This window comes from Paenibacillus sp. D2_2 (genome assembly GCF_031199965.1).
Lineage (GTDB): Bacteria > Bacillota > Bacilli > Paenibacillales > Paenibacillaceae > Fontibacillus.
Map to the genome: position 1 here is coordinate 532283 of NZ_CP133605.1, position 26856 is coordinate 559138.

The 26856-nt window shown below is 44.0% G+C and carries 18 protein-coding genes and 3 pseudogenes; 15 read left to right on the plus strand and 6 right to left on the minus strand.

Annotation, left to right across the window (positions count from 1 at the left end):
- Window positions 1-355 precede the first annotated feature (355 nt).
- The 12 genes and pseudogenes from RE628_RS02545 to RE628_RS02600 all read left to right on the plus strand — a co-directional run bounded on the left by RE628_RS02545 (window position 356) and on the right by RE628_RS02600 (window position 17802).
- Window positions 356-1684 (plus strand): sugar ABC transporter substrate-binding protein, encoded by a 1329-nt coding sequence (locus RE628_RS02545; protein ID WP_309157254.1) that lies wholly within the window; start codon window positions 356-358, stop codon window positions 1682-1684.
- Window positions 1685-1772: 88 nt separating this feature from the next.
- Window positions 1773-3070 (plus strand): annotated as a pseudogene (locus RE628_RS02550) (carbohydrate ABC transporter permease).
- The gene (locus RE628_RS02555; protein WP_309157255.1) at window positions 3067-3912 is read left to right on the plus strand and encodes a sugar ABC transporter permease; all 846 of its coding nucleotides are present in this window, start codon (window positions 3067-3069) and stop codon (window positions 3910-3912) included. Before RE628_RS02550 ends, RE628_RS02555 begins: the two are co-directional and overlap by 4 nt.
- 138 nt (window positions 3913-4050) lie before the next feature.
- Complete coding sequence (locus tag RE628_RS02560) at window positions 4051-6117, plus strand: methyl-accepting chemotaxis protein (RefSeq protein WP_309157256.1); 2067 nt, start codon at window positions 4051-4053, stop codon at window positions 6115-6117.
- A gap of 240 nt (window positions 6118-6357) precedes the next feature.
- Complete coding sequence (locus RE628_RS02565; protein WP_309157257.1) at window positions 6358-7395, plus strand: LacI family DNA-binding transcriptional regulator; 1038 nt, start codon at window positions 6358-6360, stop codon at window positions 7393-7395.
- Between the two features lie 336 nt (window positions 7396-7731).
- A pseudogene (locus tag RE628_RS02570) lies at window positions 7732-8879 on the plus strand (Gfo/Idh/MocA family protein).
- A 491-nt stretch (window positions 8880-9370) separates the two neighbouring features.
- Entirely contained in the window at window positions 9371-11026 is a 1656-nt protein-coding gene (locus RE628_RS02575; RefSeq protein WP_309157259.1) for an extracellular solute-binding protein, read from the plus strand.
- Between the two features lie 111 nt (window positions 11027-11137).
- A complete protein-coding gene (locus RE628_RS02580) occupies window positions 11138-11998 on the plus strand; it encodes an ABC transporter permease (protein ID WP_309159343.1) in 861 nt (286 codons plus the stop codon).
- Between the two features lie 33 nt (window positions 11999-12031).
- Complete coding sequence (locus tag RE628_RS02585; RefSeq protein ID WP_309157260.1) at window positions 12032-12916, plus strand: carbohydrate ABC transporter permease; 885 nt, start codon at window positions 12032-12034, stop codon at window positions 12914-12916.
- Window positions 12917-12994: 78 nt separating this feature from the next.
- Window positions 12995-14698, plus strand: coding sequence for a sensor histidine kinase (locus RE628_RS02590; protein WP_309157261.1), 1704 nt, complete (start codon window positions 12995-12997; stop codon window positions 14696-14698).
- 42 nt (window positions 14699-14740) lie between these two features.
- Window positions 14741-16435 (plus strand): response regulator, encoded by a 1695-nt coding sequence (locus RE628_RS02595; protein ID WP_309157262.1) that lies wholly within the window; start codon window positions 14741-14743, stop codon window positions 16433-16435.
- 125 nt (window positions 16436-16560) lie between these two features.
- Window positions 16561-17802: a Gfo/Idh/MocA family protein gene (locus RE628_RS02600; RefSeq protein WP_309157263.1), complete on the plus strand. Its 1242-nt coding sequence runs from the start codon at window positions 16561-16563 to the stop codon at window positions 17800-17802.
- A gap of 299 nt (window positions 17803-18101) precedes the next feature.
- Here the strand turns inward: RE628_RS02600 and RE628_RS02605 are convergent, their stop codons facing one another.
- The 4 genes from RE628_RS02605 to RE628_RS02620 all read right to left on the minus strand — a co-directional run bounded on the left by RE628_RS02605 (window position 18102) and on the right by RE628_RS02620 (window position 20629).
- On the minus strand, window positions 18102-18368 hold the full coding sequence (locus tag RE628_RS02605) for an alpha-glucosidase C-terminal domain-containing protein (RefSeq protein WP_309157264.1): 267 nt from the start codon (window positions 18366-18368) through the stop codon (window positions 18102-18104).
- Between the two features lie 5 nt (window positions 18369-18373).
- Window positions 18374-19465, minus strand: a complete 1092-nt coding sequence (locus RE628_RS02610; RefSeq protein ID WP_309157265.1) for an alpha-amylase family glycosyl hydrolase — start codon at window positions 19463-19465, stop codon at window positions 18374-18376.
- A 26-nt stretch (window positions 19466-19491) separates the two neighbouring features.
- Window positions 19492-19794: a hypothetical protein gene (locus tag RE628_RS02615; RefSeq protein WP_309157266.1), complete on the minus strand. Its 303-nt coding sequence runs from the start codon at window positions 19792-19794 to the stop codon at window positions 19492-19494.
- 133 nt (window positions 19795-19927) lie between these two features.
- Window positions 19928-20629, minus strand: coding sequence for a 4'-phosphopantetheinyl transferase family protein (locus RE628_RS02620; RefSeq protein ID WP_309157267.1), 702 nt, complete (start codon window positions 20627-20629; stop codon window positions 19928-19930).
- Between the two features lie 218 nt (window positions 20630-20847).
- Between RE628_RS02620 and RE628_RS02625 the strand changes: the two are divergent.
- The 3 genes and pseudogenes from RE628_RS02625 (at window position 20848) to RE628_RS02635 (ending at window position 24385) form a co-directional block, all read left to right on the plus strand.
- Window positions 20848-22239, plus strand: a pseudogene (locus RE628_RS02625) (L-cystine transporter).
- Window positions 22240-23006: 767 nt separating this feature from the next.
- Window positions 23007-23444, plus strand: coding sequence for an NfeD family protein (locus RE628_RS02630; RefSeq protein WP_309157269.1), 438 nt, complete (start codon window positions 23007-23009; stop codon window positions 23442-23444).
- Window positions 23444-24385, plus strand: coding sequence for an SPFH domain-containing protein (locus RE628_RS02635; RefSeq protein WP_309157270.1), 942 nt, complete (start codon window positions 23444-23446; stop codon window positions 24383-24385). The genes RE628_RS02630 and RE628_RS02635 overlap by 1 nt, the downstream gene beginning before the upstream one ends.
- A 294-nt stretch (window positions 24386-24679) precedes the next feature.
- Here the strand turns inward: RE628_RS02635 and RE628_RS02640 are convergent, their stop codons facing one another.
- Together RE628_RS02640 and RE628_RS02645 are read right to left on the minus strand one after the other, a co-directional pair.
- Window positions 24680-25546 (minus strand): ATP-binding cassette domain-containing protein, encoded by an 867-nt coding sequence (locus tag RE628_RS02640; protein ID WP_309157271.1) that lies wholly within the window; start codon window positions 25544-25546, stop codon window positions 24680-24682.
- Window positions 25547-25576: 30 nt separating this feature from the next.
- On the minus strand, window positions 25577-26806 hold the full coding sequence (locus RE628_RS02645) for a hypothetical protein (RefSeq protein ID WP_309157272.1): 1230 nt from the start codon (window positions 26804-26806) through the stop codon (window positions 25577-25579).
- Between the last annotated feature and the right edge of the window lie 50 nt (window positions 26807-26856).

Sequence of the window (26856 nt, forward strand, 5' to 3'; positions counted from 1 at the left end):
TACAAGGAAAACTCTAAATTATATTTATATTCTGCAGTCCGGAATTTCATTTTTTTGGAAAATAAAATGAAGAAGCAGATAAATAATAATTAGATTTATTGCGATATTCGGAGTAAAAACGAGTAAATCAGAGGAATAACAGTAAAATTAAATATAAACAATGAGTGCAAACGTTTTTACAGTTAGAGGGTATTGTTGTATGATGACTTCAGAGAATAAAGCGCTTTCCGAGGATAAAGCTCACATATCACCCGGCGTATACATAAAAAAATGAACACTCTAATCGGCTTCTGTGGAATCGTTTGCGCATATTCTGGGGCGAAATGGTTTTATAAATTTTAGGAGGGGTTTAGGTATGAGATTAAAGAAAGCTATGGTTCTACTCGCGTCTTTGTCATTGGTAGCCTCCATTACTGCGTGCGGATCGGCAAGCAATAATAATGCTAAGGCGCCTGAGCCAGCAAACAATGCTTCAAGTGGGACTAATTCCGGTAATTCGGCGAAAGGAAATAACAGTACCGCTACGGACGATGCGATCGTTCCTGAGGATGGCGCTGAATTGCTCTTATGGGAAAGTAAAGAAGAGGTTCCGTTCACAGAGGAAATCGCTAAGCAGTTTGAGGCAAAGTACGGAGTTAAGATTAAAATCGAGGAAGTTGCCGTACCGGACCAAGTTGGCAAACTGACGCAAGATGGTCCTTCTGGCTTAGGAGCCGACGTTATGGTCATTCCGCATGACCATCTTGGAAATGCTGCAACTTCGGGATTCCTTCTGGAGAATGATGTTTTTGGCGAAGAGACAAAAACAAGTAATACAGAGGCTTCCATCGTTGGATCTACCTATGACGGCGTATTATACGGGTATCCTAGAGCCGCTGAAACAACTGCGCTTTTCTATAATAAATCGATCCTTCCGGAAGCACCAAAATCTTTCGAGGATGTAATTGCCTTTGGTAAGACATTCACGGATAAAGCTAAGAAGAAATACGCTTTGATGTGGGAACCAGGCAACTTCTATTTCAACTATCCGTTCATTGCTAGTACTGGTGGGTATCTATTTGGAGATAACGGTACGAACAAAGACGACATGGGTATTGCAAATGACGGCGCTGTTGAAGGTTTGAAAGTGTTCCAGAGCCTTAAAGAAATCCTTCCGATTAACAGCGGTGATATTAACCCTGATATTAAGCGTGGTCTGTTTAACGAAGGCGATGTAGCTATGGACATTAACGGCCCTTGGGAGCTTGCCGGATATAAAGCGGCTCTAGGCGATAACCTGGGTATTGCACATATTCCAACAGTTGCTGGAAAAACGGCGATTACCTTCTCCGGAATTAAGACTTATGTAGTTAGTTCCTTTACGAAATATCCGAACGCAGCTAAATTGTATGCTCATTACGCTTCAAGTAAAGAGGCTCAATTGCTTCTGAACGAGAAGATCGGCTCTGTTCCTACAAACCTGGAAGCACTTGAAGCTGATCAAATTAAAAATGATCCGTTCATTGCCGCATTTGCTGAGCAAGCCAAAGATTCCCAGCCGATGCCTTCTATTCCTGAAATGGCTAACGTATGGTCTCCTATGAATGCTGCCTTGCCGGAAATTTGGAACAATAACGCTGATCCGAAGACAGCGATGGAAAAAGCGATTAAACAAATTACCGATTTGAATAACGGGATTCAGTAGTTCCATCACCCGAAGAGAGATACAAGAACCCGCCGCTTACAGCGGCGGGTAATTCCTTGATTTCCGAGCGAGAGGAGAGAGAAGGGAAATGGACCAACATCGTAATAGAGCGACCGTATTATCGATACTGAGCATGGGTCTCGGTCAAATCTATAACAAACAATTTACGAAGGGTATCCTGTTCCTCATCTTTGAAGCATTCAGCATTTATTACTTAATTAACAATCTAGGAAGAGCCTTGTGGGCATTACCACACTAGGAGAGACACCGAGAACTCCAAAAAATTTACACGGTGGCTATGACCATTCGATCTTTATCTTGGTTCAAAGCTTGATTACACTTTTGTTTTTACTTGTAGTTCTGGTTGTTTATTACTTAAATATCAAAGATGCACGAAAAATCGGACATGAGAGGGAACAAGGTAACCAGCCTCATAATTTCAAGCAAACAGTTCGCTATGTCCTGGATTATAAATTTGCTTATGCCATGTTAAGTATTCCTGCGATCGGCATTTTGTTCTTTACGGTATTGCCGATTATTTTTATGATCCTGATCGCGTTTACAAACTATTCGGCTCCGAAGCATATTCCACCTGCGATGCTCGTGGATTGGGTTGGCTTCGATACCTTCAAAAATTTGCTTGCGCTCAAGACTTGGAGTCATACATTTTACGGAATTCTAACATGGACGATCATTTGGGCTATTCTGTCTACAGTGACTACATATTTCGGCGGCATGCTGGTAGCGCTGCTTATTAATCAGAAGGGCATTAAATTCAAAGGCATGTGGAGAACTCTTCTGATTCTCCCGTATGCGATTCCACAGCTTATTTCATTGCTTGTTATGAGAAATATGTTTAACGGCGAGTTCGGCCCAATCAACCAATATTTACAGTATTTTGGTTTAGGGACCCTTCCTTGGTTAACCGATCCGTTCTGGGCCAAGGTCACAGTCATTATTGTGAATATGTGGGTCGGTATTCCTGTTTCCATGCTGCTCATCATGGGGGTATTAACGACGATTCCAAGAGATATGTATGAGGCTGCTGAAGTCGATGGAGCTAGTGGATATCAGAAATTTAAAATCGTTACCCTACCGATGATCCTGTTCACAACAGCACCAACGCTGATTGCACAGTTTGCCGGTAATATTAACAATTTCAATATGATCTTCCTTCTGACAGAAGGAAACCCTGTAAAAGGAGATTATCAATATGCAGGGGCTACCGACTTGCTTGTAACCTGGCTTTATAAGCTAACGCTGAGTCAGAATAAATATAATATGGCTTCTGCTGTAGGTATCATTATTTTCGTGATCATCGCCTCGTTCTCTATTTATAACTATCGTCGCACGAAGTCATTTAAAGAGGAGGATATGATCCAATGAGCAAACGAAAAACTCGCAGTGTCATACGGTTGACGGCTAGTTATGTGGTTCTTGTAATTTTGGCTATATGCTCCATCTATCCAGCACTTTGGATTATTATGGGGGCATTTCGTCCGGGTACTGCGCTTTACAGCAAGACGCTAATTCCTAAATCATTGACCTTGGATCATTTCAGGGAGTTGTTTAACTCAAGAATTATTTTGTTCCCTCAATGGTATATGAATACGTTGAAGGTAGCGATATTCTCTATGCTATTAGGTGTTTTGTTAACTCTCTTGACCAGTTATGCCTTATCTCGCTTCCGCTTCCGCGGTCGTCAGAACGCTCTTTCAGTTCTGCTCGTTCTAGGGATGTTCCCAGGCTTTATGAGTATGATTGCCATTTTCCTGCTGCTGAAGGAAATGCAATTGCTTGATACGCATGTTGCCCTAATTATGGTGTATGCGGCGGGGGCCCCGCTAGGTATGACACTCATCTCGAAGGGGTTCTTCGATACGATTCCCCGTTCTCTGGATGAAGCGGCACGGATTGATGGGGCGAGCAACTTCAAGATATTCACGCATATTATTTTACCGCTCGCCAGACCGATACTTACTTACTTGGCCCTGCTACAGTTTGTTGGACCATGGGGAGACTTCATTTTCGCCAGACTGATTCTTCGCTCGAAGGATAAATGGACTCTGGCTGTAGGGATGTGGGATATGGTGTCCAGCAACCAGAACTCCAACTTTACCTTGTTCGCAGCTGCAGCCGTACTGATCGCCGTACCAATTACTATTTTGTTCATGCTCATGCAGCGATTGCTGGTAGACGGCTTGACCTCGGGGGCCAGCAAAGGATAATGCCGGAATAACTAACGCAGCTTAGACAAATTCATAAAGGTCCATCATAAAGGTATAGTCACTACTAAATCAGAGGCTATACCTTATTTTTATGTCAATAACCGATTTATGAAGCACTTTACAGAGGAGTGAGCAACAGTGTGGGAACGACTGCAAATTAAAACGATAGGGATGAAGATTTTTATCATATTGTTCGTGACGGTTGTGTTGTTATCCGCTGTACTAGGATTCAGCTCCTATACGAGGTCGAAGGAGATCATTCGTGCTCAGGTGGGACTGGCTTCATCGCAAGCGATCGAACAAGCGGCGGACAAACTGGATTTCCTATTGACGGAGTATGAATCTCTCTCACGGCAATTGGCTGTCGATCAGGTGCTGCGACTCGATCTAGAGAGCGTAGTGCGGGATGATATCGACATCGTAAAAAAGACAGAAGCTGAGACCAGGATTCGCAATAAGCTCGGCGCAATGCAGGGCTCGGACAACAGGTTGGTTGGCATCCGGCTGGTGAACGACGATCTCTCCGGCGTATATGCTACATCAGGGGCAACCAGCATTCAAAAAGACGAAGCTGTGCAGGCCAGGTTACAGCGGATCATTGCTGCTGATGGCAAGCCAGTCTGGATATCTGGACTTCAGAAGGGCTTCTTTGGAACTTCATCGGCCCCTTCAGTGACGATGGGCAGGGTGCTGCAAAATTTGAAGCATCCAGAAGCTGAGTACATACTGTTAATCGAAGTAAAAGATATGGCAATTACGAATCTTTTATCTAACTTGAGAATCGGACAACATGGGGAAGTGAGAGTTCTTACCGCCGATAATACGATTGTGCATGCGCCCGAACAACAATTGATCGAGAGCAAGTCGGATATTTCTATAGGGGAAAGTGAAAAAGATCGTGATCAAAGCTCGTTTATTGTAAATAGTGAACAAGACGGAAAGCAGCTTGTCGTCTATAGACAACTTCAGACGGTAGATTGGCGAATGGTTGGATTCGCTCCGGAGAAAGATTTCGTGAGTGCGGCAGATCAACTGCTTTATATGGCAGTATATATTCTGTTGGCCGCCATCGTCATCGCCCTCTGTATTGGCTACTATTTGTATCGCATGGTAGGTAGACCCTTAAAGAAGCTTTCCCGTGTGATGGAGGAAGGGGAGCAGGGCAATCTCCAGGTGCGCGTACATTTCAAGAGCAAGGATGAAATCGGCAGGCTAGGGCAAAGCTTCAATCGCATGCTGGAGCAAATCTCTTCACTTGTAGAGCGAAGCCATTTGATTACAGCGCAGTTATTAACGACAGCGGATAATTTGTCGAGTGCGTCTCAATCTACTTCTCACCATGCCGGAGAGATTGCCGGAGCAACGAAGGAAATTGTATTAGGATCGGCAAACTTGGCCAGTGAGGCGGATAGAGGTAGTCATATTGCCGACGAAATCGGGGCCCAAGTCGGTCAAGTAATTCAGTTGAATACAGCGATGAATGGCTCCGCGACTCGAGTGATCACGGTGAGTCAACAGGGCAAGACATTTATGGACAACCTGGTGGGCAAGACGGAGGATGTCTCCCGAATGACAGGCCTGATAGAAGAGAATTCGGAGAAGCTGAGTAAAAGTACACATTCCATTCGCAATATTCTTGCTCCGATGATCGAGATGACGAAACAGACGAATATATTGTCGCTTAACGCTTCGATCGAAGCTTCCAGGGCCGGGGCAGCAGGTAAAGGCTTTGTTGTCATTGCAGACGAGATCCGCAAGCTGGCTAGTGAATCCAACAATTCGATCCAGACAGTCTCGTCAATAACTGAAGAAATTCAGGAAGCGATTCAGAGTACAGTTGCAATCCTTCAGAGTGTAACACCATTGTTCCAGGAGCAACTCCATTCGGTACAAGAGGCATCGTCCATATTTCAGAATGTTACGAATGAGATGGAAGGCTTCGTCAGCGACATTGACAATTCGTCAGCTTCTGTACATGAGCTGAATGGTTCGCAAGAGATTTTAAGAGAATTTTTGGATAGCGTAAGTGCGGTCGTACAGCAGAGCAACGCCTCAACTGAGGAAGTAGCCTCAATGTCAAGTGAACAGCATAAGGTAAGCGAAGAGCTGGTACAGTTGGCAGACAAGCTGAAAGAGTTGTCAGAATCGCTTGGACAATCGCTTAGCGTGTTTCATATCAATACGGATAGACTAAGGCCGGATTGAAAATGAGAAAAATGTGATAGCGGTGACGGCAGGCCTTTGTTTCATCCTTTATGGCGATCAGCACCTTTACGGCCGCATACTCCTGAAGCCAGGATGCGGCTAAAAGGTGCTTTTATCATGTACCTGGCACAACAAGCCTTACATGGAAAAGCATTTACTAAATCATTGAGCCCGTTATAATGAGAGATAACAAACGTTGTTGAGCTTAAGGACCATGGAAAATGAATTTTGGAGGGGAACATGACTACACTTAAAGATATAGCAGAACGAGTAGGTGTCTCCATCTCTACTGTCTCGCGTGTCATTAATCAGAATGACAGCAGAAGGATTAGTGAAGAAACGAAGCAGAAGATATGGAAAGCTGCAAATGAAATGAACTATAGTTCAACGGGAAGAGTAAGGTCAGCCAAGATGAAGGAAGCGCAAGATCCTTCAATAGCAAAGCCTGCTATCGGATGTATACTAGCACTGCAAGATAATAAATACAATCATCCTTATTTTTCGCCGATGATTCAGGGTATCGAAACGAAGCTGCTCGAAAGAGGCATTTCGCTGGCTTTTTTACATACGCAGGCAGAACTGCACGATGAGGTTGTGTTAAATTCCTTGTTGGAGATGCCAAATCTCAAAGGAATCATTTGCATCGAGGGCTTAAGCAAGAACCTGTTTAAACGTCTGAAAGAGCGGGTTCCGCTAATTGTAGGTATTGATGTTAATGATCCGGATATTCCTGTCGTTACCTATGATCGTGTTGCAGCAGCTCGAACTGCGGTTGGGCATTTGATCCAGCGTGGCCATACACGAATTGGATTTATCGGTGGAATAGGATTGTCAGGCAGCTTGGATCGCGAGAAACGCTATTCAGGCTATCGCAAAGCGCTTGAAGAGCATGGCCTGGAATATCGGGATCAATGGGTAATTAATGCAAATTGGGATGCTGATGAGAGCTATCATAGGATGAAGGAGCTACTGGAGCTGCCTGAGCGTCCAACAGCGATGTTCAGCGCGAGTGACATGCTGGCCATTGGGGCGATGAGGGCGACTACCGAAGTGGGCTTAAATATTCCAGCCGACATGTCCTTTGTTGGCGTAGATGATATTGAGTTCTCCAAGTATACTTCGCCGCCATTAACAACGGTGCATGTACCTAAGTATGAAATGGGCTATGCAGCAGCCAAGTTGTTAATGGACAGCATGGAGGATGCTTATCCGTTCCCGTTTCGGATGCAGGTTCCTTTCGAGCTCAAACTTCGGCATTCGGTTTTCCGGATGGAATAGAGAACTAAGCAAGTTGGCGATCTAGCGGCGGTCGAAATTGCTTAGTTCTTCTTTTTTATAATGATTTGCCCCAAATATGTGTAATATAAATTATTTTGCACTAATTTGCGCAAATGTATTGACGCACTTCTCAGACGGTTGTATGATAAAACCGTCACGAGACGATAGCGTTTATTCCTAGTTTTGCATTGTTTCTGTGAGCCTGAAGTTAAGAAGTTCTTATGTCGAAACAGAAGTGAATTTGTCCAATGAAGTTTTTTTAATCTGGTTTTTGCGCACTTTTTGCGCAAATATTCATTTCCATTATAACCATCACGTGTGGGAGGCAGCGTACATATGGAGCAAGTAAGAGTAGGGATCATAGGAGCAAGAGGAAGAGGCGCAATAGCGAAATATTGGCATAACCCTGAAGGACGCTCGGTTGTAGTCGGAGCGGCAGATGTTAATCCGGAGAAATTAGAAGAGTTCAAGGTAAAAGTGAATCCGGATGCTTTCGTAACGACGGACTATCGTGAACTCATTGCACGCGATGATATTGACGCGATTGCCGTAATGTCCCCGGATTATTGTCATGAGGAACATGCGATAGCAGCCTTAAAGGCAGGAAAGCATGTCTTCTGTGAGAAGCCGCTCGCGATTACAGTTGATGGTTGTGATAATATATTGAGAGCCTGGAAAGAATCAGACAAGCATCTGATGGTTGGCTTCAATATGCGATATATGAATATGTTCCGCACGATGAAGGAGATTGTCGATTCCGGAGTAATCGGAGAGATCAAAGCAGTGTGGGTCCGTCATTTTGTCGGGCTTGGCGGCTACTATTATTATCATGATTGGCACGCTAATTCTAAGAATACTACTGGATTACTGCTGCAAAAGGGATCGCATGACCTGGATGTTATTCACTGGATTACCGGCCGCTATGCCACAAAGGTAAGTGCATTCGGCAGCTTGGACTTCTATGGTGGGGATAAGCCTAACGATTTAACTTGTCCGACTTGTAGTGAGCGCGAGACTTGTACGGAAGCTAGTCCAGGGCATCTCATTCAATGTGCATATCGTGAAGAAGTGGATGTAGAGGATAATAATATGGTCATCATGGAGCTTGAAGGCGGAATCAAGGCCTCTTATCTCCAATGTCACTTCACTCCTGATTATCAGCGCAATTATGTGTTTATTGGTACAGAAGGTCGGATGGAGAACAACGAGCTTGAGAAGAAAGTATATGTAAAGACTAGGCGTTCAAACAACGATAGAGAGTTGGCTGACCGCGTTTATCATATTAAGGAGTCTGAAGGCTCTCATGATGGTGCTGATCCGAATATTTGTAAGGACTTCATCGATATGATTCTAGATGGAAAAGAACCTGTGGCTACTCCTTTAGCGGGTAGAATGAGTGTAGCTGTTGGCTGCGCTGCTACAGAATCGATCCGGCAGGCGGCAAAGTCGTTCAAGTATCATCGGCACCTGAATTTATGCAGTAGTGATTTTTTTAACTATGTGCAACACACCCTTTATATATAGCTGTCCTCGTCGTTATAAAAACGGCGTAGGACAGCCTTTTTTTGTCTGGAAAAAGTGACCGCTGGTTGTAACTATTTATTCTATAGAGTTAAAAGTTGCTGTTACGGGTGGCACTCTAGCGCAGGCGCTCCTGCTAACGCAAACGTACGGAAACTACAGCCGCTATTTGGACGAAATGAGCTTGTTATGGATTTTAACGGATATGAATGGCCTTATTTTGCAGAAATGAGGAGGGTTAAGCCCTATTCGACTAGAATAGTGTCTCTCAGTTGATGGTTCATGCTCGACTCGATCTCCCCATTGCACGATAAGAGCAGGGGTCAAGATCTGTATATCAATGTCAACACAAGTATATAGAATGGATGCGGTTACATTTCTATACTTGAATTAAGAAAGAAAGCTGCAGTGATTCGCTTCACTGCTAATTTTTGAAGACATATGGAGGGGTAATATGAACAGAAAGGCCAAGATGCTTCTAGTCCTAACATTAGTATTCAGTCTAGTTCTTACAGCGTGCGGCAAGGCCAAGGAAGAGGGCCAAGAGCAACAGCAGAAACCGCAAGCTCCAGCAGCACAAGAGGAACAGAATAAAGTAATCGAAGTATCAACCGTAGTACCGAGTGACCAATATTTGAAATTTGATGAAGGCGAGACGTACGACAAGAATGGTGTTTATGATATCTACGAGAAAGACCTTGGTGTAAAAATTACAAATAAGTGGGTAACGGACACAAGCCAATTCAAAGAGAAGGTTAAGATGACGATCGCTTCCAATGATCTTCCGGATTTCATGCCCGTCAACGCAACTCAGCTGAAAGAATTAACGGAAGCAGATATGATTATGGATTTGACTGATGTATACGAGCAGTATGCAACGGATCAAACGAAGGAGTTCTTCCAGAAGGATGGCGGCATGCAGATGAAATCTGCCATGTTCGACGGCAAGCTGATGGGAATTCCGAGATCGTCTAACCCTTTGTATCTCCAGTTCTTGTACGTTCGTACAGATTGGCTGAAAGAGATGAATCTTCCTGAACCGAAGACGATGGATGATCTGATGAAGATCGCTGAGGCATTTTCGAAGAGAACTGAAAACGGTAAATCGTACGGCCTTGCAGTTAGTAAAGATCCTTTTAATATCGATACAGGCGTGACGGGACTTAGAGCCTTCTTAAACGGTTTCCATGCTTACGAGAACATGTGGATCGAAGATGGAAACGGTAATCTAGTAAATAGTGATGTTCAGCCTGAGGTGAAAAATGCACTTGCCGCCTTGCAGGAAATGTTCAAGAAAGGCCTGATCGATCCGGAATTTGCTGTTAAAGATGCAGAGAAGGAAGCAGAGTTAATCTACAATAATCAAATCGGTCTAGTATATGGTGCCTCCTGGGTACCAGCACAGCTTGTCAAAGGTGCAGTTAAGGATGGCAAGGTTGTTCAGGAGTGGGGAGTATATCCGATACCTTCAGTAGATGGAAATCCTGCCTTGAACCAAATTGGCCTAGGTGCAGACGAGTATTATGTCGTAGCTAAGCAAGCCAAGCATCCAGAAGGTTTTGTTAAGCTGCTTAATCAGTGGATTGTGGTGGATAACGCACTCGATCCGACAGATGTGCAAAAGGAATATTTGTACGGTAAAGATCGCAAGGAGAAAGGGAGCAACTATTGGTTGCTCAGTCCAGTTCGCGTAGGCAACCAAACCGATAATAACGGAGACATGTTGCCGAAAGCCATTGCCAACAAGGATGAAAGTATTCTAGAGACAGCGGATCAGCGAACTCGTTATGGAAGAGCTATGCAATATCTGGATGGAGATACAAGCTTGTGGTGGGAATATTTAATCTCTGGTCCTAATGGCGCTTTCTCGATCGTTCCAAAGGTAAAAGAAGAGAAACTTTATTTGCAAAATAAGTTTTACGGAGCACCAACAGCTACGATGGCGGATCGTGAGGAAATCTTGAAAAAGAAGCGGGACGAAATCTACTTTAAAATTATTATGAATCAAGTCCCTGTCGATGAATTTGATAAATTTGTTGCAGAATGGAATAAGCTTGGCGGAGAACAAATGACTAAAGAAGTGAACGAATGGTACGCCGATCATAAATAAAGGACGTTAAGTATGGAGGGGTTGCTAAAAATCAATCCCTCTTTCTATTCCAACGAGGTGATACGAGTGAAGACTTTAGCGCGGACATGGAGAAAAGAATGGCCGCTTCATATGATGTTGATTCCAGGACTCATGATGCTGCTCATATTTAGCTACATACCGATGGTCGGAATCATGATGGCTTTTCAGAAATACATTCCGAATCGTGGTTTGTTCGGTTCACCCTTTATCGGCAGGGCTAACTTCAAGTTGCTGCTTGAATATCCGGACATTGGCCGTATCTTCTTTAATACGATCTTTATAGCATTTATGAAGATTATAGCAGGCTTAGCTGTTCCAATTACGATAGCCATCTTATTGAATGAGATTGGGAAGGAATGGGCGAAGAGAACGTTTCAAACTTTAGTGTATTTGCCTCACTTCTTATCCTGGGTACTGCTCAGCGGTATTCTGATCGATGTATTGTCGCCTTCCTCCGGTATCGTCAATCAATTGCTTGGACTGTTCGGTATCAAGCCGATCTTTTTCTTGGGAGATAACGCCTGGTTCCCATACGTGATGGTTATCTCAGATGTGTGGAAGGAATTTGGATTCGGTACTATTGTTTACTTGGCCGCTTTGACGGGGATTAATCCTTCTCTCTATGAAGCAGCAGAGATTGATGGCGCAGGCCGATTCAAGCAGACTATGCACGTGACCCTGCCTGGGATGATGCCGATTATTATCCTAATGTTGACGCTGAATATCGGCAATGTTCTGAATGCAGGTTTCGATCAAATATTCAACTTGTACAGCCCTCAAGTATATGAAAGTGCGGATATTATTGATACGTTTGTGTATCGAATGGGTATTCAACAAGCGCAGTTTGGCTTTGCTACTGCTGTAGGATTGCTGAAGTCTGTTGTATCCTTCATCTTTATGTCATTGTCATACATTTTGGCTTATCGTATTGCCAATTATCGAATTTTCTAGTTCATTAGCGAATGATTGGAAGGGAGCAGCATCATGACACACAATAAATCATGGAGCAGAAGGGTATTTCTAGTCGGCAATTTTTGTTTTCTAGGGTTCGTCTCCATATTGTGCTTAATGCCGATCATCCACATTCTATCAATGTCATTAAGCTCCGGATCTGCTGCGTCAGCCGGGAAGGTCATATTGTGGCCAGTTGAATTTACGACAGCCGCTTACGAGAATGTGTTTGGTAAACCAGAGTACTTGCGTGCTTTTTCGATATCAATTCAAAGAGTGGTGTTAGGGACAACGCTTAGTATGCTCCTGACGATTATAACCGCCTATCCTCTATCTAAGGACTCACATACTCTTCGTTTTCGTACAGGGTACTCATGGATATTCGTATTCACGATCCTGTTTAACGGCGGACTTATCCCGATGTACTTGACTGTCAAATCATTAGGCTTGATCGATTCGATCTGGGCTTTAGTACTGCCGGGGGCTATTCAAGTATTTAATATCATTCTGCTGCTTAACTTTTATCGTAATCTGCCTAGGGAGTTGGAAGAAGCCTCGCGTATTGATGGAGCGGGTCATTTTAAGACGCTGTGGAAAATCTACGTTCCTTTGTCCTTACCGGCACTCGCGACCACTGGGCTATTTACGATCGTAAGCCATTGGAACAGCTGGTTTGATGGAATGATCTATATGAATCATCCTGAGAATTATCCTCTCCAAACCTTTCTGCAAACGGTTATAATTAATATGGACTTCCGTTTTATTAAGGCAGAGAATGCTGAACTAATGCTGAAGCTGTCCGACCGAACCAGCAGAGCTGCTCAGATTTTTGTGGCTGCGTTCCCGATTTTAATTGTGTATCCGTTTTTGCAGCGCTTCTTTATTAAAGGGATAGTAATGGGAAGTGTCAAAGAATAGGTAAATAGAGTCGGAGCTGAAAACCGTCTTTCGAACTTACACTTATAGAAGTTGATCCATCGATTAGGAGAGCTAGCCATGAGAAAACTTCTGCGTTTCCGCGACTTTTCCATATTCAAGAAAATTATGGCAGCCTTTTTGGCTGCCTTACTGCCGTTAATGCTGATTACATGGATTATTAATGAGCAGGGTGCAGCTAGTATTCGCAAGGAAATCTCCGAATCGATGATGAATACAACCCGCTTTTATATGGATTCACTAGATCAGGAGGTAGATCGAATCTCCCGATATTTACCGAACTATGTTATGGATGAGGATCTGATGGAACTTGCTACAACAGGAGATGCGATGAGTGCCTATGAACGATCCTACAAAATATTGCAGATTCAGAAGCGGCTGCATCTGATGAAGGATTCAAGTCCATTTATTCAGGAAGCTAAAGCATTTGTGCCTTTAATCGGGCGAACTATATTAAGTACCAGCTATGAGACGAATGTAGACCACCAAGAGTATGAAGCAATGCAGCAGAGCGCCAATATGTACGAACAGCCTTTTATTAATTGGCAGAACCGATTGTTTATCAGTATGAAGTATCCTGTGAATACGTCTAGACCACCTCTTTTTGTCGTCAGTATTGAGCTATCAACCAAGAAAATCGTCGAGAAGCTCTCGCAGATAACAAATTCTCACGAAGGACAAACAGCGATGCTAAGTATGGATCAGCAATGGTCATTGTTAAGCGGATCAAATATGGGGCTCATGGAGGCCATGCAACAGCTGGCGATTGAAAAGCGTGATCAGCAAGTGCAGGAAGGCTATGAAATCATTAAATTTGAAGGAAAGCGGTATTTAACGGTTTATCGCTATTCTGAGCTGTGGAATTCGTATATGGTGTCGAGTGTGCCTGAACAAGCGATATTAGGCCCTATTCGAAAATATCAGATATGGTTCTGGTATGCTGCAGTACTGGCTGTTTGTATCGTGTTATTTTTCACCTATTCGTTAAGGCGTTTAATCTATCGTCCATTAATGCGGCTTATTTATTCATTCCGGCGTGTTCAGCAGAATAAGCTAGAGCTTATTCCGATTGATCGGGGAGAGGATGAGTTTGGTTATTTATATCATGCATTCAATAATACGGTCAGATCATTAAAAACGTTAATCGAGGAAAATTATGAGCAGCAAATCCGAAATCAACGATCAGAGCTTAAACGATTGCAGTCGCAAATTAATCCGCACTTTTTATATAATTGTTTCTTTGTCCTGTGCCGCTTGATTAAATCTGATCATCAAAAGGAGAAGGCGTATCAATTTTGTCTGTATATCGGTCAATATTTTCAATTTATAACCCGCAATACTGAGGATGAGATTCCGCTTAGTATGGAGATGGACCACTCACGGACCTATGTCGAAATGCAGCGTATATGTTATGGCGATCGAATTGAAGTGGAGTTTGACGATCGGGTTCCCGATATGACAGTGCCGCGTCTAATTTTTCAGCCTATTATTGAGAACGTTTATGTACACGCTTTTGGAAATATGAGAAGCAAAGGTATTCTTCGTGTGTATGGGGAGCAGGAGGATGATTTATTTGTCCTGTACGTTGAAGATAACGGTGAGAGTATCAGTGATAAAGATATTATGCAGCTTAATGATCGCTTGGCGAAGCCTCATTATACTTTTGAAGAGACTACCGGATTGATTAATGTTCATCGTAGATTGCAGCTTCGTTACGGTGAGGAGAATGGAATCAAGGTTTCACGTTCAGAATTGGGGGCTTGAAGGTAACTATTCAATTAAGAATGAGCTAGAGGGGGAAACAGCATGTATCGGTTGTTAGTTGTCGATGATCTTCCAATCATTGTTGATGGCCTTCTTGAGTTGTTCGAGCAGACGAAGCATTTGCAGCTGGAGTTGTACAAAGCTTATTCTGGCGAGGAAGCCTTGGAAATATTGAAAGCGCATCCTATCGATATCGTGATTTCGGATATCAAGATGCCTGGTCTTGAAGGGATAGAACTGCTTCGTGAGATTAAGAGCCATTGGCCATCCTGCAAGGTTATATTTCTATCTGCCTATAACGATTTTCAATATGCCAGGAGCGCAATTACATATGGCGGATTTGAATATATATTAAAGATTGAGAGCGATGATAAAATTGTAAGTTCTGTGGAAAGAGCGATTGCCAAGCTAGAGGAAGAGGCCAGGGAGAAGGCAATCGTGGCGAAAGGTTATACCAATATGAGAATGGCCATTCCTTCCTTACAGAAGGAGGCTGTGCTTGAGCTGCTAAAGGGTAGGCAATTTAGCGCCCCTAAGCTTCAGCATATGCTCGATGAGGTTCGTATTCCGCTTGAAGCAGAACTGCCGGTATATGTGATGCTAGGCAGGATTGAAGAATGGAAGGAAGGCTTAACCGCACAGGATAAGGCTTTATTTATATATGCGTTTCAAAATATTAGCGATGAGTATTTATCGTCTCATGTACGTAGCTATTCCTGCTGCTATGATCCCTATAGGATCGTATGGCTTATTCAACCTAAACGGGATGTTGTGGATGGCGCAGTAGGGCCATCCATGGATTGGATGAGAACACATCGTGAGACGAGACGACTTATTTCCACAATTCAGCAGAGCTGCGAGAGGATATTAGGTTTATCCGTATCCTTTGTACTTAGTAATAAGAGCACACCTTGGAATGAGCTATCGCAATGCTTCCATACGATTAAATATGATTTCGCGCATTATCGGGACGGAATCAGGGAAAATGAACCGATGGTGATGGCAGCCGACATAACGGATATGAGCAAGGCTAATGCTCATGTAGGGGCGCAAAGCTATGATTCCTTCTACCATACACGCGTACAACTTCTAATGACCTGCCTGGAAAACAACCATCAGGAACAATTTAACAAGCTCTATCTCGAGCTGGTCGCGGTCTGGAAGGATGGAGCGGGGTCATATGAGCGGAAAATTGAATTATATCATTCGCTTTCGGCGGTATACCTGTTTTATTTCAGCAAGCACCCGGAGGTTCGGGCTTATTTGAACACACTGCTGGATTTGGATCATCTGTTCCATCCGCGGAATCATGTATCTTGGGAGGAGCTTGATCATTATTTTTGGCAGCTGGCGGAGTATATTTTTGAATGGAATGCTTCCAAAGGGGAGGATTCACCAGCGGAGGTCGTCGCCAAAGTACACCATTACATTGAGAAGAATATTGCTACGGATACATCCTTGAATGCTTTAGCGGATTATGTAGGATTAAATCCCTCCTACTTATCAAGACTGTATAAGCAAATAACGGGTAAGGGATTATCCCAATATATTAATGATTATCGTACCTTAACGGCCAAATCCATGCTCCTGAATTCGTCGAAAAAGGTAAACGAGGTAGCTTCCGCCTTAGGCTATAACTCCGCATTGGCATTCATACGTTTCTTTAAGCGGCAAAGCGGAGTGACGCCGCAGGAATTTAGAATGCTTGGATCGGAAGTTCAACAGCAAAGTCAATAAGTGTATATCGATCTCTATTCTTATCTATTTATCCACTCCTCGATTCGTTACTACAATAATAGTGTGTTCAACGATTTGAACAACCTTTATGAATGTAACCGATGAACTGTCGAGGAGGAATAGAAGTGAAGACGATAACAGCTGTCTTACTGGGTGCTGGGAGCAGAGGGCGTTTCATATACGGTCCTTATGCAGAGAAATTTCCGAATGAGCTTCAATTTGTTGCCGTCGCTGAACCGAATGCAGAACGACGGGAGCAATTTGCCAGTATTCATCAGATTGCCTCTCCATATGTGTTTGATACTTGGGAGAAGGTATTTGAGCATGGAAAGCTTGCCGACGTCATGATCATCAGCACTTTGGATCGTGAGCATTATGAACCGGCCATGAAGGCGATGGCTCTGGGGTATCATGTCTTGCTGGAGAAGCCGATGTCTCCATCGAAGGAAGAATGTATCCAGCTTGAGCGAGCCTCTCAACAATATCAAAGATTGCTTATCGTGAGCCATGTGCTGCGCTATGCGCCGTTCTGGTCGGGAATTAAGCGTTGTATCGATGACGGGGAGCTAGGGACTGTAGCTACGATACAGCTGACTGAGAATGTGGGTTATCTTCATATGGCTCATAGCTATGTGCGAGGCAATTGGAGAAATTCAGAGGAGTCCAGTCCGATGATTCTTGCCAAGTCCTGTCACGACCTGGATCTCATCTCATGGCTGATGGAAGAGAAATGCACCAGTGTCAGTTCTTATGGTTCGTTGCTTCACTTTAGAAGAGAAAATGCTCCTGAAGGCTCCACAGATCGCTGTATCGATTTGTGTGCGGTGGAGAAGGAATGCCCTTTCTCGGCGATGAAGATGTATATCCAGCCGCCTGAACATCCGTGGGCTCGTTATATGACAGACGATTTATCGCAGCAAGGGATACTTAAGGCGATAAAAGAAGGACCGTTTGGCCGCTGCGTATATCGCTGCGACAACAATGTCGTTGACCATCAGATCGTAAATATGGAATTTGCGAATGGTGCGAATGCTTCCTTCATCATGTCCGGATTAACAAAGAGCGGTACGAGACGGCTACAACTCATGGGGACCCGTGGGGAGATTATCGGAGATATGGATGAAGGCAAATTCACATTATATCGTTACGCAACAGGTGAGAAGGTTGAAATCGAGTGCAGTATCAATGGCGATGGTCATGGAGGAGGAGATGAGCGCCTGATTAGCTCATTTATTAAGCACGTTCATGCCTTTGAGGATGAGCCAGCTTATGGTCTGACATCAGCGACGGCCTCTTTGCAAAGCCACCTGATTGCATTTGCCGCCGAGCAATCGCGGATAAATGGTGGGCAGCCTGTGCTCATATAGAAGAGCCGAAGATCTTTTAATCTGTAACGAAACTACAGATCGTTATTTCTTCAAAAACAGGGTCAAATAAAATCTAATGAAACTACAGATCGCTATTTGAGAGAAATCAATGCTTTAAGGCACTAATTTACTTAAATAGCGATACCCAGTTTCGTTACAATTTTCAGCAGCCCTTTTTGGCCTAAATAGCGATACCCAGTTTCGTTAGAGAAGGCTTAAACAGCCTGAATGCCCCGAAAGGGGCATTCAGGTTGCATCTATATCCGTTATAGTATCAATCCGTCCGGGCCGTATTTGTGTTATTCAAGGACTAACGTAGTATAACCTGGAATAATCAGCTTGCCGGCTTCGAGCGAGGCTCCTTCCTTCGTAGAATCCAGGATCTTTGCGAAGCCATAAGCTGTTTCTTTTGCCGTAAGATCAACGGTCTGCTGATTCGCAGTTAGGTTATGGACAACTAATACGGTTTGCTGCTCCGTTTGGCGAAGATAAGCGGCGATGCCTGTCGTCTCTACGTCATATTCGCTAATTGCTCCATTCTTTAACGCCGGAATGCTACTCCTCATTTGTATCAATTTGCGATAGTACGAGAGAGAGAGCCTGCATCGGCTAATTGCTCCTCAACGCTTGTTCCTTCCTGTCCAGTATTGAAGTTCGTCTGTTCCCAGGTCGTTTGTCCATCTCCGCTACCGCCTTTATACCACTGCATAGGCTCACGGATGCTCTCATCCGGTTTGGCGCCAAGCATGCCGATCTCCTCACCATAATAAATGAACGGATTACCCGGAATGGTTAAAAGTAGACCTGCGGCCATTTTTGCATGATTCAAATTTCCGTCCAATTGGGTCATCACCCGATTGAGGTCATGATTGGTCAGGAAGGTAGCATCGACAAATTTTCCGCCGGATTTCTCACTATATAGTTTATAGGTTCTTGCCAGGGTAAAGGCTAGATTACTGTCTTTTTCCTTGTTGGCCATACTGATCAAAGTTTCCGATAAGCTGAAGTTGAAGCCGGAATCTAGTGCGTTATCCAAATAAAATGAAATAAGCCCTGCTGATGGATCCCAAATTTCTCCGACGAGATAAACATCGGGTTTAACTTGTTCTAGACTTTGCCGGAATTCCTGCCACCATTTCACGTTCTTATCGGTGGTAGCCTGGCTTTTATCGGTTATAAGATTCTCATAAATGTGCTTGGCTGCATCAAGTCTAAAGCCATCGATGCCTTGTTCCAGCCAGAAACGGCCGATATCTTCTATTTCTGCTCGGACATCCGGGTTATCGAAGTTCAAGTCGGGCATGCCCTCCGAGAAGATGCCGAGATAGTCATCTCCATTTAGGGGATGCCAGGGATTTCCACTTCCGGCGGCACTTGAACCGCTTGTTTTGAGATTCTGGCTGCCTGCCCAGGTGTACCAATTACGGTATTTGCTATCTGTGCTGCTCGCTGAATCTATAAACCACGGGTGCTGCGTACTAGTATGGTTCACGACTAGATCCATGATGACTTTTATCCCACGCTTATGTGCTTCTTCAAGGAATTGCTTGAAGTCTTCCATCGTACCGTAATCCGGATTGATACTCCGGTAATCTGTCACATCATAACCGTGATAGCTTGGGGACGGATTAATCGGCATCAACCAAATGCCTTCAATCCCCAAATCTTTGATATAATCCAGCTTCTTGGTCAGTCCTTTGAAATCACCGATCCGTCCCCATTGGAATCATAGAAGGAACGCACGAATATTTCGTAATAGACAGTGGAAGGCTGAGTATCTATTGCCGTGACTTCTTTCGATGAATTAGCCGGGAGATTGGCGGAATTAGCTATTTCGCTGGGATCCGAGGTATTCGCTGCGGGAGTTCCACTGTTGATAGCGGAGATATTTTTGCTCGAATCAGAGCTGCAGCCTGCAAGTAGAAGCACAGTCAAGATAACGCTTACAATTAAAGCGGATGGTAGACGATGTGAAGATTGGCGTAGCGACATGACATACATTCCTTTCCTTGGAAACGAAGTTATATGTCTAAATAGTAATCCAATTCAAACGTTTGCACAAGTGTGGATTTCTTATGGAGTTGGTTTACATTTCGTAGGAGACCCGTTCACTCTAATATACGAGTTAAGTGGTTGCTACGCTCATAAACCTTTGATATAGCTCTGGGAACTCAATGATCAAAGGCTGCTCTGGAAAGTTTGGAGTTTGAGCGCAAACAGCCATTTTATATAAACAATCCAGCGAATATTGCTTAAAGAAGCAGCTTTTGAAGTGAATGTCCGTGTAGAGCCCGATATGATTCTCCTGCTTGCGTATGGTAAAGGAGGATAAAGGTAGGGACAGTCCTTGACCTTCGGCTTTGATATAGCTCTCCTTTAAAGTCCATAGCTCGAAGAAATAAGAAGCTCTTGCTTCGGGCTGTTGATTATTTAGATCAAGTAATTCTTGTTCTGAGAAGAAATGTTCGGCAATTTGGAGATCAATGTCGCTGATTTTTTCTATATCTACGCCTATAGGGGCATCTGAGATGGCGCAGACTACCCATTGACCGGAATGAGAATTGTTGAAATACAAATTGGACAGGCCTTGAACTAAGGGCTTCCCATAACTATTCCGCACGATTTGAAGGTCGTGATTCACGATCCCGAGTTGATCGCAAATTAGCCACCTAGAAAGAGCTTCAGCCACTAGCGATCGATGGGCATCCTCCTGGTGGGTAAATTTACGTATCCTTGCTTGTCTTTGCTCAGGTAGTCGACCTAGTAGATTTTCGACATGAGTCGTATTCATATTTGGATGTAAAGGGGTCATATAGATCTCTAACATGATTTTCTCCTATCATTAAAATGGAGATGATTAACATACGTTCTTTTCCATTTTACCACAGTATGAATCAACTAGAATTTGTGGAAGATAAGGAAGACACTTACTGAAGAAAAGTAATCTTAAATTAATCCTACCCATTTACTCGAGATTGTGATATTATAGCGACATTAATAATTCAACAAGGTCATTTGATATGACAGTTGAGGGGAGAGACAGAAGTGGAAACCTTTCAAGTAATTCTTAACGTTGTCGTTATGCTTGCATTAATTGGGCTGTTGCTCTGGATGCAGAAGAAGCATATTTCTTTTACAAAGCGAGTATTTACCGGTCTTGGATTGGGGCTCGTATTTGGGGTTATATTACAGGCAATCTATACTTCCAGCTCTGATGTATTGTCTAAATCGTCGGATTGGTTCAATCTTGTCGGTCGGGGTTATGTCGGCTTATTGCAAATGGTCGTTATCCCGCTGATTATGGTGTCGATCATCTCGGCGATTATGAAATTGAAGGGCAAGCAGAATTTGGGCAAGATGACCGCCATTATTATCGCTACATTGCTGATAACAACAGCAATTGCTGCGACAGTAAGTATCGTAACTAGCCTTAGCTTCGATCTAAAGGCGATTCAGATTGAATCTGGTCAGAAGGAGCAGGAGCGCGGAGCGAAGCTTGAAGAGAAAGTCGGCGATGTGGCCGGTAAGACGATTCCGCAATATGTGCTTGATTTCATTCCGACAAATCCGTTTGCGGATATGGCGGGTACACGTAGTACTTCGACGATGGCTGTCGTTATTTTCTCCGCATTTATCGGGGTTGCAGTACTTGGATTAGACCGTAAGAAGCCGGAACAAGCGGAGACCTTCCGTAAAATCGTTGAGGCTGTATATGCCGTCGTTATGAGAATCGTAACCTTAGTGCTGAGGCTGACGCCTTACGGGATTCTGGCGCTATCACCAATGTGGTGGCGACGACGAATCCGGAGGAGATCCTTAAGCTGATCAAGTTCGTCGCCGCTTCCTATGTAGCACTGATCGTTATGTTCATCATTCATCTTATTATACTCGCACTCTTCGGATACAATCCGATTCAATATGTGAGAAAGGTAGTTCCAACACTGATCTTCGCGTTCACATCTCGCTCCAGTGTTGCTACTATTCCGTTGAATGTGGAGACACAGACGAAGCGTCTAGGCGTGCCTGAGGGTGTTGCGAACCTGTCGGCTTCGTTCGGATCGATGATCGGGCAGAATGGATGTGCCGGGATTTATCCGGCGATGCTGGCGGTTATGATCGCACCAACGGTAGGTATTAATCCGATGAGTTGGGATTTCATTATTACCTTGATCCTTGTCGTAGTGATCAGTTCGTTCGGTGTTGCCAGGCGTGGGCGGTGGAGCCACCTTCGCTTCGCTGATCGTACTGTCGACGATGAACTTGCCAGTAGGTCTTGCAGGTCTGTTGATCTCCGTTGAACCGTTGATCGACATGGGCCGTACCGCCCTGAACGTCAACGATTCTATCGTAGCTGGGGTTGTGACCGGCAAGGTGCTTGGCGAAAATGATAAAGAAGTGTTCAACCAAAATGTAGAATTAGATATTGTGCAAGCATAAACTGTAAATTATAAGGCGGTAGCCTCGGATCATCTTCAATGATGATAGAGGCTGCCGCCTTTATTTTAAGGTGCGTGTATGCTTGGGGTTCGCGGTTTGTTCTACAGCGATTCGGGGCTCGAATCCAGAGGCATGCATGTGACTGATTTCGATCTAGCGCTCCTTTGTGCTTGTTCTGGTGTTTCTGATCGCGATCTAATGTGCCTCTTGTTGCTGTAACTTACTGATTACGTTCTAACGGTTGCTATCGTGGTTAATTCGCTGTTTTTGCTCTGTTTTTATTTTTAACGGTTGTCCCTGAGGTTATTTCGGTATTTTAACGAAAAATCTAACGATATTTCTGAAATAGCGTCGATGACAACCGTTAGTTTGTTAAACCTGTTATTCTGCTGTGGTTAACCTCTGTGGCAACCATTACAAACTATGTTACACCTTTCATACGGTTGCAGAGCTTTTAAGTCCATAGTCGAGAATGCTCCCTTCTATATAGATGGGAGATCCTTCGGTACTTTTTGGGTTCAAGGCGATGTAGGGAAGTATTCAACGTTCTATGCTGCAGATCTAATACGTATGCTTATACTAGTTGTTACTGTCTTTCGGGAGAGTTGCGAATATTTCGGGGTTAGAGAAACAATTTCCAACATTCTTACTGTAAATTTGACATTCACTGTATACTATCAGTAAATCTTTTCAAATTATTGAGACGCTTTGCCGCTATTCTCGTATATAATAGTATTAATACGCGGAAAGGTGGTGCATCTGGCAGAATGGATGCATGGGTGCTTTGGTTAATTGCCGCAGGAGTATTACTCGTATTTGAAATGATGACGCTGACATTCTACTTGCTCTGGTTATGCCTTGGTGCAGTAGTCGCAGCGGTTGTCGCCTGGATAGCTCCAGATGCTTATATCCTGCAAGTTATAGCAGGCTGCGTGGTGGCTATTGTACTTACGATCTTTACAAAGCCATTATCGCGAAAATTCCGCAATTCATCCAAGGGGTATGAGGATGCCGGTACAGAACTGGTAGGGAAACAGGGAGTTGTTGTTGAACCTATTGATGAAGGACAGTTTGGCATCGTGAAGGTTGGCGGAGACACCTGGAGTGCGACATCAGTTCGTTCTCTGAAGAAGGATGAACTTGTTCGGGTGCTGAAGCGAAGCAGTACAATTATTGAGGTAGAAAGATGGGAGGATTTCGCTTAATGAACTGGGAATGGATATTTATACTTGTTATTATTCTAGTTGTTGTTGTATTTATCTCACTCACTGTTAAGATCGTACCACAGCAACGCGTGGGTGTTGTAGAACGCCTCGGGAAGTTCAATCGCCTGCTAACGCCGGGTCTTAATATTTTGATTCCGGTGATCGATCAGGTTCGGATTTTTCATGATCTGCGTATTCAACAGGCTAATGTGCCACCGCAGACGGTTATTACCAAGGATAACGTGCAGGTGCAAATCGACACGATTATCTTCTATCAAGTTGTAGGGCCGGAGCAGGCAACCTACGGAATCTCGGATTATGTATATGGGGTAAGAAATATTTCTACAGCGACGATGCGTCAAATCATCGGTAAGCTGGAGCTAGACGAGACGCTGTCCGGACGGGAGAAAATCTCTACAGAAATTCGTATCGCCTTGGACGAAGCTACAGAGAAGTGGGGCGTGCGGATCGAGCGCGTTGAAGTTATCGACATTAAGCCGCCGCTTGATATCCAAGAAGCGATGGACAAACAAATGAAGGCCGAGCGGAGCAAACGGGCCATCGTCCTTGAAGCGGAAGCTGCGAAGCAAGATATGATTCTTCGTGCTGAAGGGGATAAGCAGAGTAAGATCCTGAAAGCTGAAGGTGATAAGGAAGCGCGGATTCGTGAGGCGGAAGGCTTGCGTCAGGCGCAGGAGCTGGAAGGACAAGGGCGCGCGAAAGCGATCCAGGTCGTAGCAGAAGCGGAGAACACGCGGATCCAATTGCTGCGCGATGCCGCATTGACCGAGCAAGTTCTTGCATATCAATCGTTTGAAGCGTTGAAGGAAGTTGCGAAAGGCCCAGCCAATAAAGTATTCATCCCATCCAACGCGGTCGAGACGCTCGGAAGCCTTGGAGCGATCGGTGAGTTGTTCAAGGAAGGGAAGGGGCATAAGTAAGCCGTCCTAACCTAGCTATCAAGCTGAATTTGCATTAGTTCATTAATAATTAGAGCCATCCCGGCAGCAATGTTGCTAAGGGATGGCTCTTTTTAACGAAACTGGGTATCGTTATTTAGACCGAAAAGAGCCGCTGAAAATTCTAACGAAGCTAGGTATCGCTATTGAAGCAAATTAGGGGCAAAAAACCTATTTTCCCCGTAAATAGCGATCTGTAGTTTCGTTAGATTTATTTTTCGGCTCTTTTTACGAAAATAACGATCCGTAGTTTCGTTAGATATTTAAAGGCTCAACTCACGAGTAATAAACCAAGGCGTCTTCCAACTCTGTCTCTACTAATGTGTAGGAAAAATATGGTTCGGCGGATCTGAGGATCAGTCTGACATGAACTCCGCCTTCCACTTGCTTCATGGAGATCACTTTATATTCCCGGGTCAATGTGTTTAATTGGTGGCGGTCTGTTATTACAGCTTCCGCAATACGGCTTTGGATGCCTCCCAGCCATTCATGAGGCGTCCCATGGAATTCTACGGTTTTATTTTTGATGAAGACGAGTTGATCACATGCAGCCGCAATATCGTCTACATTATGGGTAGACAGCAGTATCAGCTTACGCTCACCTAGAGAAGCCAGCAAGGCTCTGAAACGAATCTGCTCCAGAGGGTCAAGGCCGGTTGTCGGTTCATCGACGAGAATGATGTCTGGATCCTTGATCAAGACGAGGGCAATCCCCAGCCTTCTCCGCATTCCCGGTGAATAAGAACCGATTTTTCGATAGGCGGCTCCCTTAAGGTTGACCAGTTCCAGTACCTCATCCATGCGTTCATCAATCTGTTGCCGGGTACCTATTTTGTTGAGCTTGCTAATATAGCCCAGCATTTCGTAAGCGTTAAGCTCATCATACAGACTGAAATCCTGAGGGAGATATCCTACCTGTTCTTTGACCTTCATAGACTTCTCTACGGTATCCAGCCCGTTGATGAGGATCTTCCCTTGTGTTGGCTTCGTTAATCCGGAGATTAAATTCATTAATACCGTTTTGCCGGACCCATGATACCCCAGGATACCCACTATGCCATTATCAGCCTTGAAATTAATGTCCTTAAGCACTTCATTCTTCCTGAAGGATTTATATACATTTACAACTTCTAGTGTACTCATTGTTACCTCCTTAGACAGGGTTCGATCGATCTATGGATTTCTGCCTTTCATGGCGGATACATTTAGAATAAACAGCACTGCAGCGATAATGATCAAAACAATCGTCCATAACTCACCTTCAAAATTCGTACCCTCTATTAATGCCGCACCCCATAGCAGTAATGAGGCGATATAACCGGTCATACTATTTCTAGTGATATTAGCGGCGGTCAGTCCAACCACTGCTAGGAGCAAGCTTGAGCTGTAGAGGATCAACAATCTGCCAATACCATTTTCCAGACCGAACAGAAATGCCGCCATATACATCAAGGTAATCAATGATTCAGATACTAGTGTGCCGAAGGCAAAACGTTCGAGCATAATTTTATATCTTGGTGTATTGCTCGTATAAATGTATCCGGCCCGCTTATTTCCATATACCTCTGAATGTATAGGGATTAATATGCAGCTAGGCAGCAGCACCATAATATATTGAAAAATCGACCAGAAAGCATGGTCTTTCGAGATGAACGCGTACATGCAGAGGAATAGCATCACTGTAATGACGGGCGCAGATCCTTGAAGCAGGATCGCTTTATGGTATGAAGAGCATATCTTTCTGACTTTTCTTCTGCTTGTCTTCTTGTTATCGAAGCTTGATTGATCCTTATTTAAAGATACAGAATATAGCACCACATAGATTGCTAAGAGCAGTATGAAGGCCATTGACGCTAGCAAGGTGAGATGGAACATGGCCGGAACATAGTGTGCGATCAAGAGCGTTCCAACATAAGAGACAATCTTGCTGCGAAGCAAAATATATAAAATCCCGCTGAACAGGGAAACAATTAGAACAGCAGGTACATCGTCCCTGACAAAAGCAGACAAGAGCCCCATTACATCGTAAGGGGAATGCCCAACAAGTAATGGACTAACTGAGTATAAGACTAAGCTGACCAGGGAACAGAAAAAATAGGAGGTTATGATAGCTAGCCATTTCCCTAATGCGATGTTGTGAAGTCGGATTGGTTGCGAGAATAATATATGTTGTGACAGCTTTCCTTTGTGTTCTTTCAAAATTAGGGCCATCGATAATGGCATTGAGCAAAGAATAAGCGTTCTTAAATGATGCGTGAACAAAGAAACCGCCTGATTCCCTGCCAGGTTGATAGGGAGTACAGGGTTGCTCAGTAATGCAGCTAATAATACGGCGCCTCCGATTACAAGCCAGCCGTTATTTTTATAAAGCATTTTATATTCGAGCAATAATAAATTTTTCATCGAACGATTCCTCTTGTTTGCATAATTTTTTCTCAGTAAGTAATGACTCT